The 15028-nt window shown below is 38.5% G+C and carries 12 protein-coding genes and 1 riboswitch; of the genes, 5 read left to right on the top strand and 7 right to left on the bottom strand.

Annotation, left to right across the window (positions count from 1 at the left end):
- Nucleotides 1-1112 (bottom strand): transposase (locus JZO83_RS07815; protein WP_242542510.1); only part of this gene is annotated, 1112 nt, incomplete at its 3' end.
- A 615-nt stretch (nt 1113-1727) separates the two neighbouring features.
- Here JZO83_RS07815 and JZO83_RS07810 point away from each other — a divergent pair.
- Nucleotides 1728-2084, top strand: a complete 357-nt coding sequence (locus JZO83_RS07810) for a YxeA family protein (RefSeq protein WP_207115416.1) — start codon at nt 1728-1730, stop codon at nt 2082-2084.
- Nucleotides 2085-2230: 146 nt separating this feature from the next.
- Here the strand turns inward: JZO83_RS07810 and JZO83_RS07805 are convergent, their stop codons facing one another.
- The gene (locus tag JZO83_RS07805) at nt 2231-3235 is read right to left on the bottom strand and encodes a nucleoid-associated protein (protein ID WP_206858826.1); all 1005 of its coding nucleotides are present in this window, start codon (nt 3233-3235) and stop codon (nt 2231-2233) included.
- 159 nt (nt 3236-3394) lie between these two features.
- Here JZO83_RS07805 and JZO83_RS07800 point away from each other — a divergent pair, with 159 nt between their 5' ends.
- From JZO83_RS07800 to JZO83_RS07790, 3 genes are all read left to right on the top strand, one after another.
- Nucleotides 3395-4246 (top strand): aldo/keto reductase, encoded by an 852-nt coding sequence (locus tag JZO83_RS07800; protein WP_206858825.1) that lies wholly within the window; start codon nt 3395-3397, stop codon nt 4244-4246.
- A gap of 22 nt (nt 4247-4268) precedes the next feature.
- Complete coding sequence (locus tag JZO83_RS07795; RefSeq protein WP_206858824.1) at nt 4269-4514, top strand: hypothetical protein; 246 nt, start codon at nt 4269-4271, stop codon at nt 4512-4514.
- A 186-nt stretch (nt 4515-4700) separates the two neighbouring features.
- Nucleotides 4701-5441, top strand: a complete 741-nt coding sequence (locus JZO83_RS07790; RefSeq protein WP_206858823.1) for a hypothetical protein — start codon at nt 4701-4703, stop codon at nt 5439-5441.
- A gap of 94 nt (nt 5442-5535) precedes the next feature.
- On the opposite strand, the gene JZO83_RS07785 is transcribed toward JZO83_RS07790, so the two are convergent.
- The 4 genes from JZO83_RS07785 to JZO83_RS07770 all read right to left on the bottom strand — a co-directional run bounded on the left by JZO83_RS07785 (nt 5536) and on the right by JZO83_RS07770 (nt 12515).
- Nucleotides 5536-7140 (bottom strand): phosphatase PAP2/LCP family protein, encoded by a 1605-nt coding sequence (locus JZO83_RS07785; RefSeq protein ID WP_207115415.1) that lies wholly within the window; start codon nt 7138-7140, stop codon nt 5536-5538.
- A 20-nt stretch (nt 7141-7160) separates the two neighbouring features.
- The gene (locus tag JZO83_RS07780; RefSeq protein WP_206858821.1) at nt 7161-8300 is read right to left on the bottom strand and encodes an FtsW/RodA/SpoVE family cell cycle protein; all 1140 of its coding nucleotides are present in this window, start codon (nt 8298-8300) and stop codon (nt 7161-7163) included.
- Nucleotides 8290-9435 carry an FtsW/RodA/SpoVE family cell cycle protein gene (locus JZO83_RS07775; protein ID WP_206858819.1) on the bottom strand — a complete coding sequence of 382 codons (1146 nt, stop codon included), beginning with the start codon at nt 9433-9435 and terminating at the stop codon, nt 8290-8292. Before JZO83_RS07775 ends, JZO83_RS07780 begins: the two co-directional genes overlap by 11 nt.
- Nucleotides 9436-9519: 84 nt before the next feature.
- Nucleotides 9520-9687, bottom strand: a riboswitch (M-box (ykoK) riboswitch).
- Between the two features lie 389 nt (nt 9688-10076).
- Complete coding sequence (locus JZO83_RS07770; protein ID WP_207115414.1) at nt 10077-12515, bottom strand: hydroxymethylglutaryl-CoA reductase, degradative; 2439 nt, start codon at nt 12513-12515, stop codon at nt 10077-10079.
- A 454-nt stretch (nt 12516-12969) separates the two neighbouring features.
- Between JZO83_RS07770 and JZO83_RS07765 the strand changes: the two genes are divergently transcribed.
- Nucleotides 12970-14127, top strand: coding sequence for a hydroxymethylglutaryl-CoA synthase (locus JZO83_RS07765; RefSeq protein WP_207115413.1), 1158 nt, complete (start codon nt 12970-12972; stop codon nt 14125-14127).
- A 31-nt stretch (nt 14128-14158) separates the two neighbouring features.
- On the opposite strand, the gene JZO83_RS07760 is transcribed toward JZO83_RS07765, so the two are convergent.
- Nucleotides 14159-14881: a class I SAM-dependent methyltransferase gene (locus JZO83_RS07760; RefSeq protein WP_206857691.1), complete on the bottom strand. Its 723-nt coding sequence runs from the start codon at nt 14879-14881 to the stop codon at nt 14159-14161.
- Between the last annotated feature and the right edge of the window lie 147 nt (nt 14882-15028).

The raw sequence follows: 15028 nt of genomic DNA, 5'->3' as shown, positions 1-15028 counted from the left end.
AAGTTCACTTTCCTATGCCCACATTCGTAACACAATTTAGAACTTGGATAGAATCTATCTGCTTCGACAAATTCAATGCCGTACTCTTCACATTTGTATTGAAGTTGACGTTTGAACTCATAGAACTTTTGTTGTGCCACTGATTTAGCTGAGTGCTTGTTCTTCATCATGCCCTTTACATTCAATGTTTCAACAACGATTTTCGATGGTTTGGTTTTCACGATCTCAGTCGTTGTTTGATGAATATGGTTCTGACGAAGATTTGCTAGTTTTCGATGTATGTGCCGAATGTTCTTTTCTAATTTATAGATGTTACATGTTTTGACAAATCGGTTTCCCTCCTTATTCATCTCGTATTTTCGAGAAACTTTACGCTGTAACCGACGTAAACGCTTCTCAATCTTTCTTATTTTCTTTGTCTTGTTGATATTTTTGTAGATTTTGCCATTTGAGACAACAGCTAAGTTTTTGATTCCTAAATCAATACCTAGCACTTCATTAGTTAGTTTTTGTTTGTCACATTTTTTTTCAATGCCAACAGAAAGATACCAATACTTGCCATCGTAAGAGATTCGTGGATTGATATATTTCGTCTTCATTGGCAATTGTTCACTAGTTTTTATCCAACCAATTTTTTCAAGTAGAACGGATTTCGCTTTTACTTTCAATTTGACATTGTCATTATAAAAAGCAGGTTTTGTCTTCTTTCTGGACTTAAAACGTGGCTTATCGACTTTTAGACGACTTTTTCCACTAAGACCATTGAACCATTTTTGGTAGGCATCACAAGCGTCTTTGACTGCCTGTTTCGCCACATTATTTGATACTTGGGATAACCAAGCATACTTTGAGCGCTTTTTCATTTGAGTAACATGCTTTCGTAAGGCATTGTTAGTAAGTAATTTCCCACCAAATCGATGGTTCATTTCTTGCATATTCAACACCCAATTAAACACCCATCGAGCAGTACCAGCTGATTGCCTCAATTGTTGTTCTTGATCTTTCGTCGGACGTAGCCTAATTTTCTTAGCCCTTATCACCTTCTTTCCTTGGGTAATATTCGCTCTATGTCCATTCAAATCATTACACTTCACATCTTGCGAAAAACGCATGGAGGTTATATTCTCTTTTTTTCTCCGTATATTAAAATTTTTTAGCATATCCTTAGATTGATTGGAGAATTTACCGACTGAATATATACTCATTATTCTCACCTCAATAGTAAGGTACGCCAAATCAATCAGTTTAAGCTAACTTTTCAAATGATTTCAGCTCATCGTCCATCACAACCTTTTTCCGATCGAACTCGAAAGCCAGTCGAGCTTACTTTTTGTAAGTTATGAACAAAACCTATTATACGTCAAACTTGGTCAAAGTCAACCAAGTTGTCTCGAGCAATCAAAGACCTGAAAACACTAAAGCGATCCAAGGATTCAGACCCCAAAAATAAGTGCTAAAAAAGCAAACAATGCTTATTGTCCTTTTCTTTTATTCTGTGTTATCATTCGTCTATAAAAGCCGTTACTTTTCACAAAACACGGCTCTAAAGAGATTGAACATCAATTAGCTAGCTGGTTGCTAACTTGTCACCTCTTCTTCCAGTACAGGAAGAAGAAGCCAAGAAACACTTAAAAATTCATGATTTGACTTGACCCATTTGTCAGATGCTTCATAATTAAGAGAGCAACCAAGTAAACTGATAACTAGTATCTGAGGTGGAAAAAATGATGAAAAAACTAATCGGGGTATTCGTTGTACTAGGAATTTTCTTAGGAGGAAGCTTTATCGCCTATGATTATTTTTATGGTGGCGAAACCTATTATACAAAAATCACAACAAACGGAGAAAAAGAAGTCGATTCAGCGGATGATGGCATGGACATATCAGTATATGTCTATGATCAAAGTGCATATAACGCACAAGGGGAAGAAAAAGCAATCACTTTACGAGAAGCACGAGAACGACCTTTGAAGATGGATGCCTATTTAAAACTACTCGTCAATCCACGTAAAGGCGTGATCAGTTGGGAAGAAGTAAAAGCGCCTGACGTCCCTGAGAAAGCCTTAGATCAATTAGATCAATGATTGAAAACTCGCCACTAAAACAAAAAATGGTGGCCTACCAATCACTCACTTACAAAAAAAGCCAACACCCACAAAATTCTGAAGATTTCGTGGGTGTTGGCTTTTTTCTTGGACCTAGCCACTTTGTTCTGTACTGCTAGCTAGCTTTATAAACGATTCAGTACTTCATCAACGTTTTTGATCATCACTGAGATCGTGCCGTCAGGATTATTGACAAATTCAATCAGATCCGGATTACGATAAACATCGACTGGCACGATCAATTCAATGCCGTTAGATAAACGGAATTTTTGTTTACCAAATTTTTTCTCTGAAATTTCTTGCACTTCTCTGACTGGTGGTGCTTCTGGGATAAATCCTTGCTCTTGGACTTCTTCTTGGAATGCCAACTTAGCGGTGATATTTTCTTTGAAGACTTTTTCTGCAATCAGTTCATGATCCAGTCGCCCTTTTTCTTCGATCGTATCATACACCGCCTCTTTTAAGTCAGCCATGATATCGAACTCTTCCGCTTCAAATTTTTTGCCAAGTTGCTTTGCGACTTTTTTGATCACTTTGACATTATCTTCTAAAGAAGGCGCTGGCACGCTCTCGATCACTTTACCAGAGAAGTACCATTCTTTTTTACCAGAAAATTCATAGCGCTTTTCAATCAATTCATAAGTCAAATCGGATAAATTGACTGCCAATGCTTCGTCTGCTTTCTGCGATTTCGACCCAAGAATCGCTCGATTCAAAATCAAACGATTGTCTATGCCTGCTTCATCTGCTTCTACAAAATGAGTATACGCATCCCGATAATTGACTTTCAATAAAGCTAAATACATCACTGTATCCACTTCATACAAAACAACGAAGACATCCGCACTAGGGGCTTCTTCACTTTCCGCATAAATGTCAAACCACCGCTGCACCAAGCGTTCGCTTTCTTCAATAAAATTTTCTTGGCACTGTTTCAAGTTTTGTGAAAAAGGACTTTCTTCCGTTAGTTGCCCTGTTTTCGTTTGTGCAGAAGAGATTTTTTGGATTTTCTTTTGTAGGAAATCACGGACAAACTCTTTCGTAAGATCCAATTCTTGTTGTGAAAATACAGGGGAACCTGTTTCTCGATCAATAATATGCAAAATTGCTTTTTTTAAATAGATATCCATCGTTTCATTCCTTTCTGCTCTAGTTTACGGAAATTCAACCAAAAATGCCAGAGACAAAATAGCTCGAGCAAAAAAAAATTATATAACAAACAAAATACATTTCTTTTTTTTGAAAATAAGCTACACTTAAAGTGTACTAAAATCAAAGGAGCTGAAAGTATGAATTCATTAACATCTACTTATCGTTTATCAAACGGCTATGAAATCCCTGTTGTCGGTTTCGGTACTTGGCAAACCCCTGATGGAGACGTTGCTGTTTCCTCAGTAAAAGAAGCTTTAGCTGCGGGTTATCGTCACATTGATACCGCTCAAGGTTACAAAAATGAAGAAAGTGTTGGACAAGCTATCAAAGAAAGTGGCATTCCCCGCGAAGAGATTTTCTTGACAACTAAGCTTTGGAATTCAAACCACAGCTATGATTTAGTGATGTCCTCATTTGAAGACTCTTTAACAAAATTACAAACAGACTACGTGGATCTATTCTTGATCCATTGGCCTAATCCAGTCTCATTCCGTGAGAATTGGCAAGAAGCTAATGCCGAAACATGGCGTGCGTTTGAGGAATTATATGAAGCCGGTAAAATCAAAGCAATCGGTGTCAGCAACTTCTTACCTCATCACATGGATGAATTAGCTAAAACAGCAAAAATCATGCCGATGGTCAATCAAGTCTTTCTTGCACCTGGTGAATTACAACCACCTGTTGTTGAGTATGCGCAAAAACATGACATCGTTCTTGAAGCTTACAGCCCTCTTGGAACGGGTAAAATCTTCGATGTTCCAGAAATGAAAGAAATCGCTGAAACTCACAACAAGAGCATTGCCCAAGTAGCACTGCGTTGGTCATTACAACATGGCTTCTTGCCATTACCTAAATCTGTTACACCAAGCAGAATCAAAGAAAATACTGAATTATTTGATTTTGAACTGACAGAAGAAGAAATGAAAACGATCGACCAATTAGATGGCGTCGTTGGTAAAGCAAAAGATCCAGATACTGCACAATTCTAAAGATAAAGGATAGTGATATTTTATGAACCCCGTGGACCGCTTAAATCGTTTACCAAAAACTGTGACCCAAACATTTGATCCAGATTTTATCTTTTTGATCCGACCAGAAAAAATCCAGCATTTTCCAGCTAGAAACTGGTCAAGAGATGAAAAACTTGCGGAAATAAAAAAGCGCTTGGATCATTCATTGATGACGATGCAATGGCAAGGACACGAGGTCATCTATTCACCTGAATTAGTCACCTTTGTCTTACTGCCCAAAAAATAACTCTATTAGCGGGCTGTCAAATCAGTCAACATGCTTTTTACAGCTCCGTTTGGAACTGGGATTTTTCATTAAATCCCGGTTCTTTTTTCTTTTCTATAGGAGGAATAAAAGTTTTTTCTTGATAAACCTTTTCATTTGCTCATTTTTTTCTTATAATCGAAAGGGTATGAATGAAGGAGAGTATTTATGAAGAAAAAACAAAAACAGAAATTATTAAAACAATTCCGTCCTTCTTTAGATGGAATTCGCACACAATTATTCCGCTCATTGGAAGAAGAAAGTTTACGTCGTTATGGGTTACCATTGCAAGTTATGCTTGATCCCAAAAACCGTCATGTCCTAACAATTGGCTTAGCTGGACAAGCAAATGAAGACACACGTATCAATGTCCCGATCGACGATAATTTTACAGCTGTCTTGAAACGTATTCGTTCAGGTGAATCAACGATTTTTGAACGTTTCCGTGATAACTTGTTGATTGAGATCGTTTCTTACTGGAATGATCAACGGATGAAAAAAGATCAACCAACTGCTCAACCCGTAGCAACACCAGTTACTAACGAAGCGCCAGTAAAAGAAGCACCATCAAAAGAAGTCGATAAAGTAGAGACAGCTTCTCAACCAGTCAGTGAAGAAGTAAAAACGGATGGACAAGCAAGTGACGAAAACGCTTCGACAGATGCGTTGACTTTTGATGACTTTGCCAAACAAGTAGCAGAATATCCAAAATTCTCTGCTGAAAAAACAGCAGATGCTGTCGTGATCAACGAAACAGTCAAAGATGACACACGTAAACTAGCGGAGATCTCTATGTCCGCAGTCAATGAGTTTACGATCGAAAAAGCGTTGGAACGCAAATACAAAGTGAAATTGACACTCGTTCCACTGATCGAACAATTTGCTGCTACACCGATCAACGAAAGATAAACGTGAACAAATAGATTTCTAATTAAAAAGCAACGGAAATGACAAAAATCGGTCATTTCCGTTGCTTTTTTTCTTTCACAGGTTTGATCAAGAGTTACTCTTGATAAGAGAGGCTCTGGCCATTTATTTCTAATTGTTCATGAAGCAGTTGCATCACTCTCATCCGTTCCTCTTCTGGAATCTTTTCATAGTAGATCCCTGCTTCTCCTAAGATTCCATCGCCAATATACTGCTCCCCTTGTAACTGATGATTGGTGATATTTGATAACGCGGTATGATAGTCATTCATCATTTCGATCATTTGATCTAAGGACATATCTGTCGTACCATTTTCACCTACTACTTCTAACAGTTGACGATAGTTGAACAGACTTTTAACGGATAGAAACTCATTGACGAGAATATTGACCACTTCTCTTTGCCTTTTTTGTCGACCGTAGTCCGACTCTGGATCTTCTGCCCGCATTCTCGCATATTGCAAGCCTTCCCAACCATTTAATTCCAACTCACCTTCCGGATAATGGATATCTTCTGCTGTAAATTCAAACGCATTATTGACAGTGATTCCTCCCACAGCATCGATCAAGGCTTCTAATCCATCCATATTCAAGGACACATAGTGATGGATCGGTACTTCGAGGTAACGTTCAACGGTATCCACCATCTTATCGATCCCGCCATATGAATGGGCGTGATTGATTTTGTCGATCTTCCCGTCCATATCTGCAAGCTCAACAAACGAGTCTCTAGGAATACTCGTGATCGTTGTTGTTTTCTTTTGATTATTCAAAGTGACTAACATGATCGTATTCGCCCGATAATCCGTTTTTCGGATGGAATTATTGGCGATACCTAAAACTAAAATACTAACTGGCGTATCTTTTTCACGTTGGACGGTTTCTCTTTTCAATGGCTGTTGCATCGAGGTCACCGTCTGTTTTGCATCATAATAAAAGCGAACACCATAGGCGACGCCAGAGGCTACCAAGAAAAAAAGAACCAACATGAAGGCTAACAACCCTTTTTGCTTTCTACTGAACACTCGTTTTTGCTGATGTTTTTTTCTGACCGTTTTTTTAGTGATAAAAGAGAAAAATAAACTATAGCATAAGAAAACGACTAAAAAACTGAGCAGGAAACCTGCGAAGATATCACTTGGATAATGTACGCGCAAATAGATCCTAGAACAAGCGATCAATACTGGATAAAGAGCAGCTACCCAAACGAATTTACTTACCTTTTGTTCTCGATAAATAATGTACATCGTGATCAAAAAAACTAAGAATAATGTCATCGACAAAATCGAATGACCACTTGGAAAGGAGTAAGACGATCTAGAAACCAATTGTTCCACATCCGGTCGCGTCCGATGAATCGCTTGTTTCAGAACATAACCGACAAAACTCACTGTTAAAACCATAGAAACTGACCAAACCGCCAGTTTATGGTACTGCTTCCTCCAACTAACTATCGCAAGCAAGCCAGTGAAAAATAAAGTAGGTAAAATCGTTGCAAGCTTTGCAAAATTGCTGAAAAAAGTGGTTAATCCAGGGATTTCTATTAAATGATCTCGCTGATAAATCGCTAAATCGAGTTGGTTGAATGCTGTATTTTCTGTGATAACTAGTGTGGATAAAGTCGCCAATAAGACGAATGATACAAGTGCTACCACCAATGTTCCTTTTGGTATCTGTTTCATAATAACTTCCCTTCTACTTCTCAATCATACTTTTTAAACCCTAAAATAATACCCAGTCCACAACCAATGACCAAAAGGGAAGTTCCTCCCTGACTTAAAAATGGTAAAGGAATCCCTGTTAGTGGAAGTAAACCAATCGCCGCTCCTATGTTTTCAAACACTTGGAATAGCAACCCGAAAACAAAGACGACTGCGAGATATACGTTTCCTTTATTGTTTGTTTCGATTGCGCTATAAATGATTTGATAAAAAAGATAAAAATATAAAAAGAGTACTGAAACACTTCCTAAAAAACCAAATGACTCAGCAACTACCGTAAAGATCATATCTGATTCACGAACCGGTACGTATACTGGATTGATCGATGAAGCTCGTCCACTAAATCCGCCTGCCCCAATCGAAAGCAAACTTTGTGATTGCTGATAGCCAATTGATTGACTATATGCAAATGGATCGACCCATGCCCGTACCCGATCTAACTGATAAGTCTTAAAATTCAGACGATATAAAATCTGGTTGCCGTATTCAGTAAATACTAATGCAATCAAAATGGCCCCGAGAATCACTAGAACAGCAGTCATTGTCGTCATGATCTTCCAATGGACCCCAGCGATCATGAATAATGCCCCCAAGCAAATGACAAAGACTAAACTTGTTCCAAAATCTTTTTGCATGTACATCAATAAGAAGGTCGGCACACTAACGAGTAAAATCTTGCCGACATAAAACAGATCTGTTTTGACAGTCCGGTGCTTGACATTTTGTTCATAGATCAACGTCACATAAACCACGACTAGAATAAACGTCAACTTTACTAGCTCGGAAGGCTGAAAGGAGAAACCACCGATTCTTAGCCAACGTTTTGTTCCTGTGATTTGAAACATCACCGGGTCATAAAAGCGATGCAAAAGTGCCATCACTACTAGAGAAAAAGCATAAAAATACGGAGAATATTTTAAAAAAACAACTGTTTTCACGCGCTGCATGATCAATAACAACGCTAAGGACATCAGACAAAAGACAATTTGTTTGAACACAACACTTCTGACTGGAACTTGATCATATACTGCTGCACCATATTGTACGGCAACACTCAATAGATAAAAAAGAAAAATCGGTAAAAATAGTGCGTAGTTGAATTCATTGAATTTAAATTTCATTTCTGGCACCTCGTGAAGACAGTTTCAGGCACACTCCTAATAGCAGTGATAAAATCAAATAACTTGATCCCCCATAACTGATAAAAGGTAATGGGATACCGGTCATTGGGATCATGCCACTGATACTCGCAATATTGATGCTCGTCTGTAACAATAGCAGCATTCCTGTTCCCAAATAGATCAAGCCGATTTGTTGGTTTGGCTCGTTGGCGCTTAAAACAAATAAGCGCAAGATGATTGAAAATAGCAATGCCAAAATCAGTAGGCCAACAATCAGCCCTAACTCTTCCAAAATAATCGAAAAAATAAAATCCGTTTCCGCTACTGGTAAATATCCTTTTTTGGTAATACTATTCCCTAGCCCTAACCCAAAAAGTCCACCGTTATACATGGCATAATAAGATTGGCTCATCTGGAATCCTTTGCCATATGGATCTAAAAAGGGATTAAATGCAATCGTCAAACGATCATATGTGTGTGCAAAAAGGCTTGGTAATAAATCATTGCTTCCTAGCAAGTAGATGATTCCTCCGAGAACCAAAAAAAGACTGAGTAATCCTGCAAAAAACACTAAGATATAACGAACTGGTAATTGCACCGTGGTGATCATGATTGCTGCTAATAAAATCAATAAAATTGCACCAGTTACCTTTGGTTGGAATAAAATCAGCAGAGTACATAAAGAGATGATCAAAAATGGTTTTTTCAGTTCATTCAATGATTGCTTCGATGTTCTAAAATAATGAGCTAAATAAAAGATCATACCGACATTCACGATTTCTGCGGGTTGGAATTGAAAGCCAGCAATGGAGATCCACCGTTGCGCCCCACTGATATTGACACCGATTCCTGGTACTTTCGTCAACATCAATCCGACGATACCGATCCCCATCATTATTTTTACGATTCGATGATCGAGTATGAATGCAGGTCTGATTCGATAAATGAAAAAAATCATTCCCCAACTCAGTCCTACGAATACCAATTGTCGAACTAAAAGCTGTTTCGTACTTTGATCGAATGACATCAGACGAAACGTACTCGCACTATAGATCATCAGCAGACCGATCACACTGATCAGCAGATATGGTACGAGTAAATATAAGTCTAATTTTTTAATATCTTTTACACCCATCCTATATTTCTCCTTTGTGTTACAGCGGAGATACGTCACTTACCCATCTTGAATAAAAAAAGCCAAACGAAAAATACGATTGGCTTTTCAGTCTCATCGTGTGAGTTTTGACACTAAACAACGTAAAGATTTCTCTTAGCTATCTTATGAAGAGCCTTAATCCGACAATTCCTGTTTTACACATTGGCGTCTTTCGACGTTTCTGCGCAATAGCCTATGTTTGTTTAGGAGTCTCGCCTAACAAGTTATTCTATTTGAAAAAAAGTATACCTGTTTGATTATTCATTCACAAGAAAAGCTCGAATAACCATATGAAACTTTAGCTTTTTTTAATTAAATATAAATTATTTTTAAAATTTAATAATAACTGTTCTATAATTTCTGGTTGAAATATACAAAAAAACGTAACAAAATCCTTGTAATAACAAGGACTGTTACGTTTAATCAGAACTATTGAAACTCCACCAAAGATGATAAAACAAAAAAGATGTTATGTTTGTTTATGAAAAACCTTAAATTCAGATGATAAACATTTGATGCCAAGTATTCGTTGATGTTTTTGTTCATCCAAGGTGAGCCGTTATAATAATGATAATTATTTGCAATCATTGCCTTGCTGTCCACCTTGCGTGAACTGACCGCTACTTTTTATCCGTACGAAGAGCTTCTAAGGCAGCTAAAGCGTTTTGTTGATTGATGTTGCCTGATTCTCTCAGTTTTGCTGCTACTTGTTCGATCTCTTCCCCTTTTGCACCAACTGTGATCGCCAATGCTCTGGCTTGTAACGACATATGTCCCTTTTGGATGCCGTCACTGACAAGAGCACGTAATGCAGCAAGATTTTGCGCTAACCCGACTGCTGCGATCACTTGCGCCAATTCTTGTGCAGAATCGATCGCTAACATGTCTAAAGAAGCTTTCGCTTTAGGCAAGACTCTAGACGCCCCTCCGACAGTTGCCACAGCCAAAGGAACAGTCAATTTTCCTACTAAATGATCCTCTTTGATCTGCCAGTCGGTCAATCCTTGGTAATGCCCATTTCTGGCAGCATACGCATGGATTGCCGCTGCAGCTGCCCGTGTATCATTTCCTGTTGCCAAAATGACCGCTTCGATACCATTCATGATTCCCTTATTATGGGTCGTTGCCCGATACGGATCTAACTTAGCATATTCGCTTGCTTGACGAATCTTTTCAGCAATCAACTGACCCGTTTCTTTGTTCTTTGCTAACCGCTCAAAAGGAATCGTACAAGTGGCGATCGCTAAAGATTCTGTCGCTAGATTGCTCAAGATACTAAACAAGATTTCTTCTTCCGGAAACCATTCTTTCAGTCGAAGGGCAACACCTTCCAAAATCGAATTGATGATATTGGCACCCATCGCATCTTTGACGTCAACTAAAAAATCCAATGAAAGATAGGCATGTTCACTTCCCATAAATTCACGAGTAGAGATTTCACGCACACCTCCGCCACGCTTGACGATCGAAGGGTAACTTTCGTTTGCACAACTGAATAGTTCTGCTTTTCTTTCTTCAATGACTTCAGTGATTTTTCGATAATCACAACGTCCGGTCATAACGATTTGCCCACGCATCAAGCGTTGCGGGATTTGGACGCTGATATCGCCACACATCTTTGCGCCATTGCTCGCTGCCGCAATCACAGAAGGCTCTTCTGTTGCCATTGGTATCCATTTTTTCTGTCCATTCAACTGGAAATTCAATGCGACACCTAATGGGATCTCTACTTGACTGATTTGATTTTCGATCAAATGATTGGCGATGTCTTCTGCTAACACAGATTCTTTCAAATGTGTCGCGTCTTCTTGCGAGATCACTTTTTCTTGAACTAAACGCTGTCTACGTTGTTCCGGTGTCAGCTCATAAAACTTTTTTTTTTGATCGTCACCAGCTTCTTGCAGATTGGCTTCTAAAAGAACCGCTAATCCAAGACCCCCACCAATACATAAAGAGGCAACGCCATAGCGTTGTTGTGTTCTTCTCAACGCATAGCTTAACGTTGTCAAGATACGCGCACCACTAGCGCCGATCGGGTGACCTAAGGCGATCGCGCCACCATAAATATTGACTTTATCTGCTGGGATATTCAATTCACGATTCACAACGATCGATGACGCCGCAAACGCTTCGTTGATTTCAAATAGATCGATTTCATCAATAGAAAGTTCTGATTTTTCCAACAACGTATTGATTGCTTTGATTGGTGCAACGCCCATGATACTTGGATCGATACCGACTTCAGCCACTCCTTTGATCGTAGCTAAATACGGTAACCCATACGCAATTGCATAATCTTTAGAGGCTAAAATCAAGACAGAGCCTCCATCGTTCAAAGGAGAAGCATTGCCGGCAGTAACCGTACCGTCCTCTGCAAAAACGGTCCGTAACGTACTTAATTTCTCTAACGTACTATTGCCTCGTACGGCTTCATCCGTCGCAAATACTTCTTCATTTTTTGAGATTGGAACGATCTCTTCCTTGAAAATCCCTGCTTCACTCGCTTTTGCCGCTTTTAATTGCGAGTTGAGTGCATATTGATCTTGCTCATTTCTTGTCACAGAAAATTGTTGTGCCACATTTTCTGCAGTCAATCCCATATGTGTATTGGAGAATGCATCAGTCAACCCATCATTCACCATGCTTGAGATTTCTTCAGTCTTCTCATTTTCTAGATCTGCCACTTGTAACATTGGCGCTCTAGTCATACTTTCAACGCCACCGGCTATTACGAGATCCGCTTCGCCTAATTGGATCTGTTGCCGTGCAAGAATCACAGATTTCATACCTGATCCGCAAACTTCATTGATTGTCATTGCTGGCACGCTCACAGGAATCCCGCTATTGATCGCAATCTGTCTTGCAACATTTTGACCGTTTCCTGCTTGAAGCACATTACCAAAAATGACTTGATCGATTGCTTCTTTTTTGACTCCCGTTCTTTCAAGAATCTCTGTGGTGATCATTGTTCCCAACTCAACAGCAGAATAACTGCTTAAACTGCCACGATACTTTCCAATTGGTGTTCGTGCAGCATCTATAATAACGACTTCCTTCAAGTTAAGCCACCCGTTGCCAAAACTATAAATCGTCTAAATGTATCTTAAAATGTACTGATGATTTATAGGTGTTACAATCTTTTGAGCAAACGGATTTCCTCCTTATTTCTCTCAGATTTACGAAAAACGTCACGCTGTAACCGACGAGACGTCCTTCAAAAAATGTTTATCTATATCAAATGGATAGAAAAAATATTAATATTTTCGTAAAAAATGAAAAGACACTTCCTATATAACAGGAAAAAATGGACAGTTGCTCACTATGCTAACTATCGATTGTCTCCTACAAAAATATACCATTCTTTACCGGAAATACAAATATAACATACACCTTTTAAAAAAAGCGCTATATTTTTTTACAAATCCTTAAAAATTAGCTTTTTTGTATTTCTTTTTAGGATTTTGTGATACTTTAATAAAGTAAGTTTTTTATCATGAGTAAAGAGGTGTTGAAATGAAAATAGGGATTGATCGTCTTTCCTTTTTTATTCCTAATTTATTTTTAGATATGACTGAATTAGCAAACAGACGTGGAGATGATCCTGCCAAATACCATATTGGGATCGGTCAAGATCAAATGGCTGTCAATCAGGTTTTTGAAGACATCGTCACGCTAGGAGCAAACGCAGCCAGCAAAATCGTCACAGAAGAAGATCGTGAGAAAATCGATATGGTCATTGTAGGTACCGAGTCAGGTATCGACCAGTCAAAAGCAAGTGCTGTAATTATCCATCATTTGTTAAAGGTCCAACCTTTTGCTCGTTCATTCGAAGTAAAAGAAGCTTGCTACGGGGGAACAGCAGCTTTGCATATGGCAAAAGAATATGTAAAAAATCATCCAGATCGTAAAGTTTTAGTGATTGCCAGCGATATCGCTCGCTACGGTCTAGCAAGTGCTGGTGAAGTGACTCAAGGTGTTGGTGCGGTCGCGATGATGATCACACAAAACCCTCGAATTTTATCCCTTGAAGACCATAGTGTCTTTTTGACCGAAGATATCTATGATTTCTGGCGTCCAAGCTATAGCCAATATCCGGTAGTTGATGGCCCTTTATCCAACTCTACCTATATTGAATCTTTCCAAAAAGTTTGGAATAGATATAAAGAAACAACCGGTCGAACACTTGCTGATTTTGATGCGCTTACGTTCCATATCCCTTATACAAAAATGGGGAAAAAAGCGTTACAAAGTGTGATCGAAGAAACAGATGAAGCAACACAAACACGTTTGATGTCCCGTTATGAAGAAGGCATCACCTATAGTCGTCGGATAGGTAATCTATACACTGGTTCACTTTATTTAGGCTTGATTTCTTTACTAGAAAACTCCCAAGCATTAAAAGCCGGTGACCGCATTGGCTTATTCAGCTATGGCTCTGGTGCTGTGAGTGAATTTTTCTCTGGCTATCTAGAAGCAGACTATCAAAACTTCTTATTCAAAGAAGAGAATCAAGCAATGTTAGATAACCGTGAAGCATTAACGGTTGATCAATATGAAGAAATCTTTAACCAAACATTACCTGGACACGGTGAATCAGCTGAATATCATTCAGACCTACCTTATTCGATCTATAAAGTTGAGAATGATATTCGTTTCTATAAAGAGAAATAACTAATATAAAAAAACTGACCTTGATCATTGACTAATAGATAGTCAATAATCGATAGGTCAGTTTATTTGTACTTAGAATTGTTTCATCAGATTGAAATAGTTCTTGAAGATACGATTGAAAGCGTGGATCATCTTGGATTTCTGCGTAATAAGCGCGTAAAAATGAAAGATTTATTTCTTCTTGGGAAACATAAGTAAATTCTTTCCTCTTATACGGAATATGCTTTTTGGACAAATACTCTTCAAATCGGTCCATTACAACCGGTGAACTGTTAGGATCAGATTCCTCGATATCAAAATCCCTTTCAAGCGGCACGAACACATCATCTTCTGATAAAACTACTCGTAAGATCAAACATGCTTTCGTCGCTTTTCTACGTAATTTTTCCAATTGCTCACAGGACACCAACGCAGGATTTGCTGCTGAAAAAACAAGCTCATACGTCTTATTTTCATGTAAAAATTCCGTAAATTCTTGAAGAATGAACTGACAGTTTGTGATACTCATTTGTCTTGCTTCATGCTTTGCATAAGAAAGCATTTCCTCTGAAAAATCAATCAACTCATATTGCTCTATTTCTTTTGCCAATGAAAGATAGCGCCCTGCGCCACCCGCTACATCTACGAAGGATTTCGCTGGCAATAACTCTTCATCTCGTAAATAAGCAGCAAGATCCTGTACGATCATCGTATTGGATTCTTTCTGCGAATCATAATAGTCTTGTGCAAACTCATTCCAATCTTCTTTATTCATTGGAGGTTTTTACTCCTTTCGTTTTCACTTTTCGGAATAAATGTCTTTGGTGCAAAAAAGAAACATTTCAAGTATAAGTATAAACCAAAATCCACGAAAATCGAATGATCTCCGTGGATTTCTTTTTGATTATAGAAGCTGAAACGA

The organism is Enterococcus sp. DIV1298c, from assembly GCF_017316315.1.
GTDB lineage: Bacteria > Bacillota > Bacilli > Lactobacillales > Enterococcaceae > Enterococcus_B > Enterococcus_B mangumiae.
Note: the sequence above shows the minus strand (reverse complement) of the source record. Positions and strands in the feature narration are given on the sequence as shown.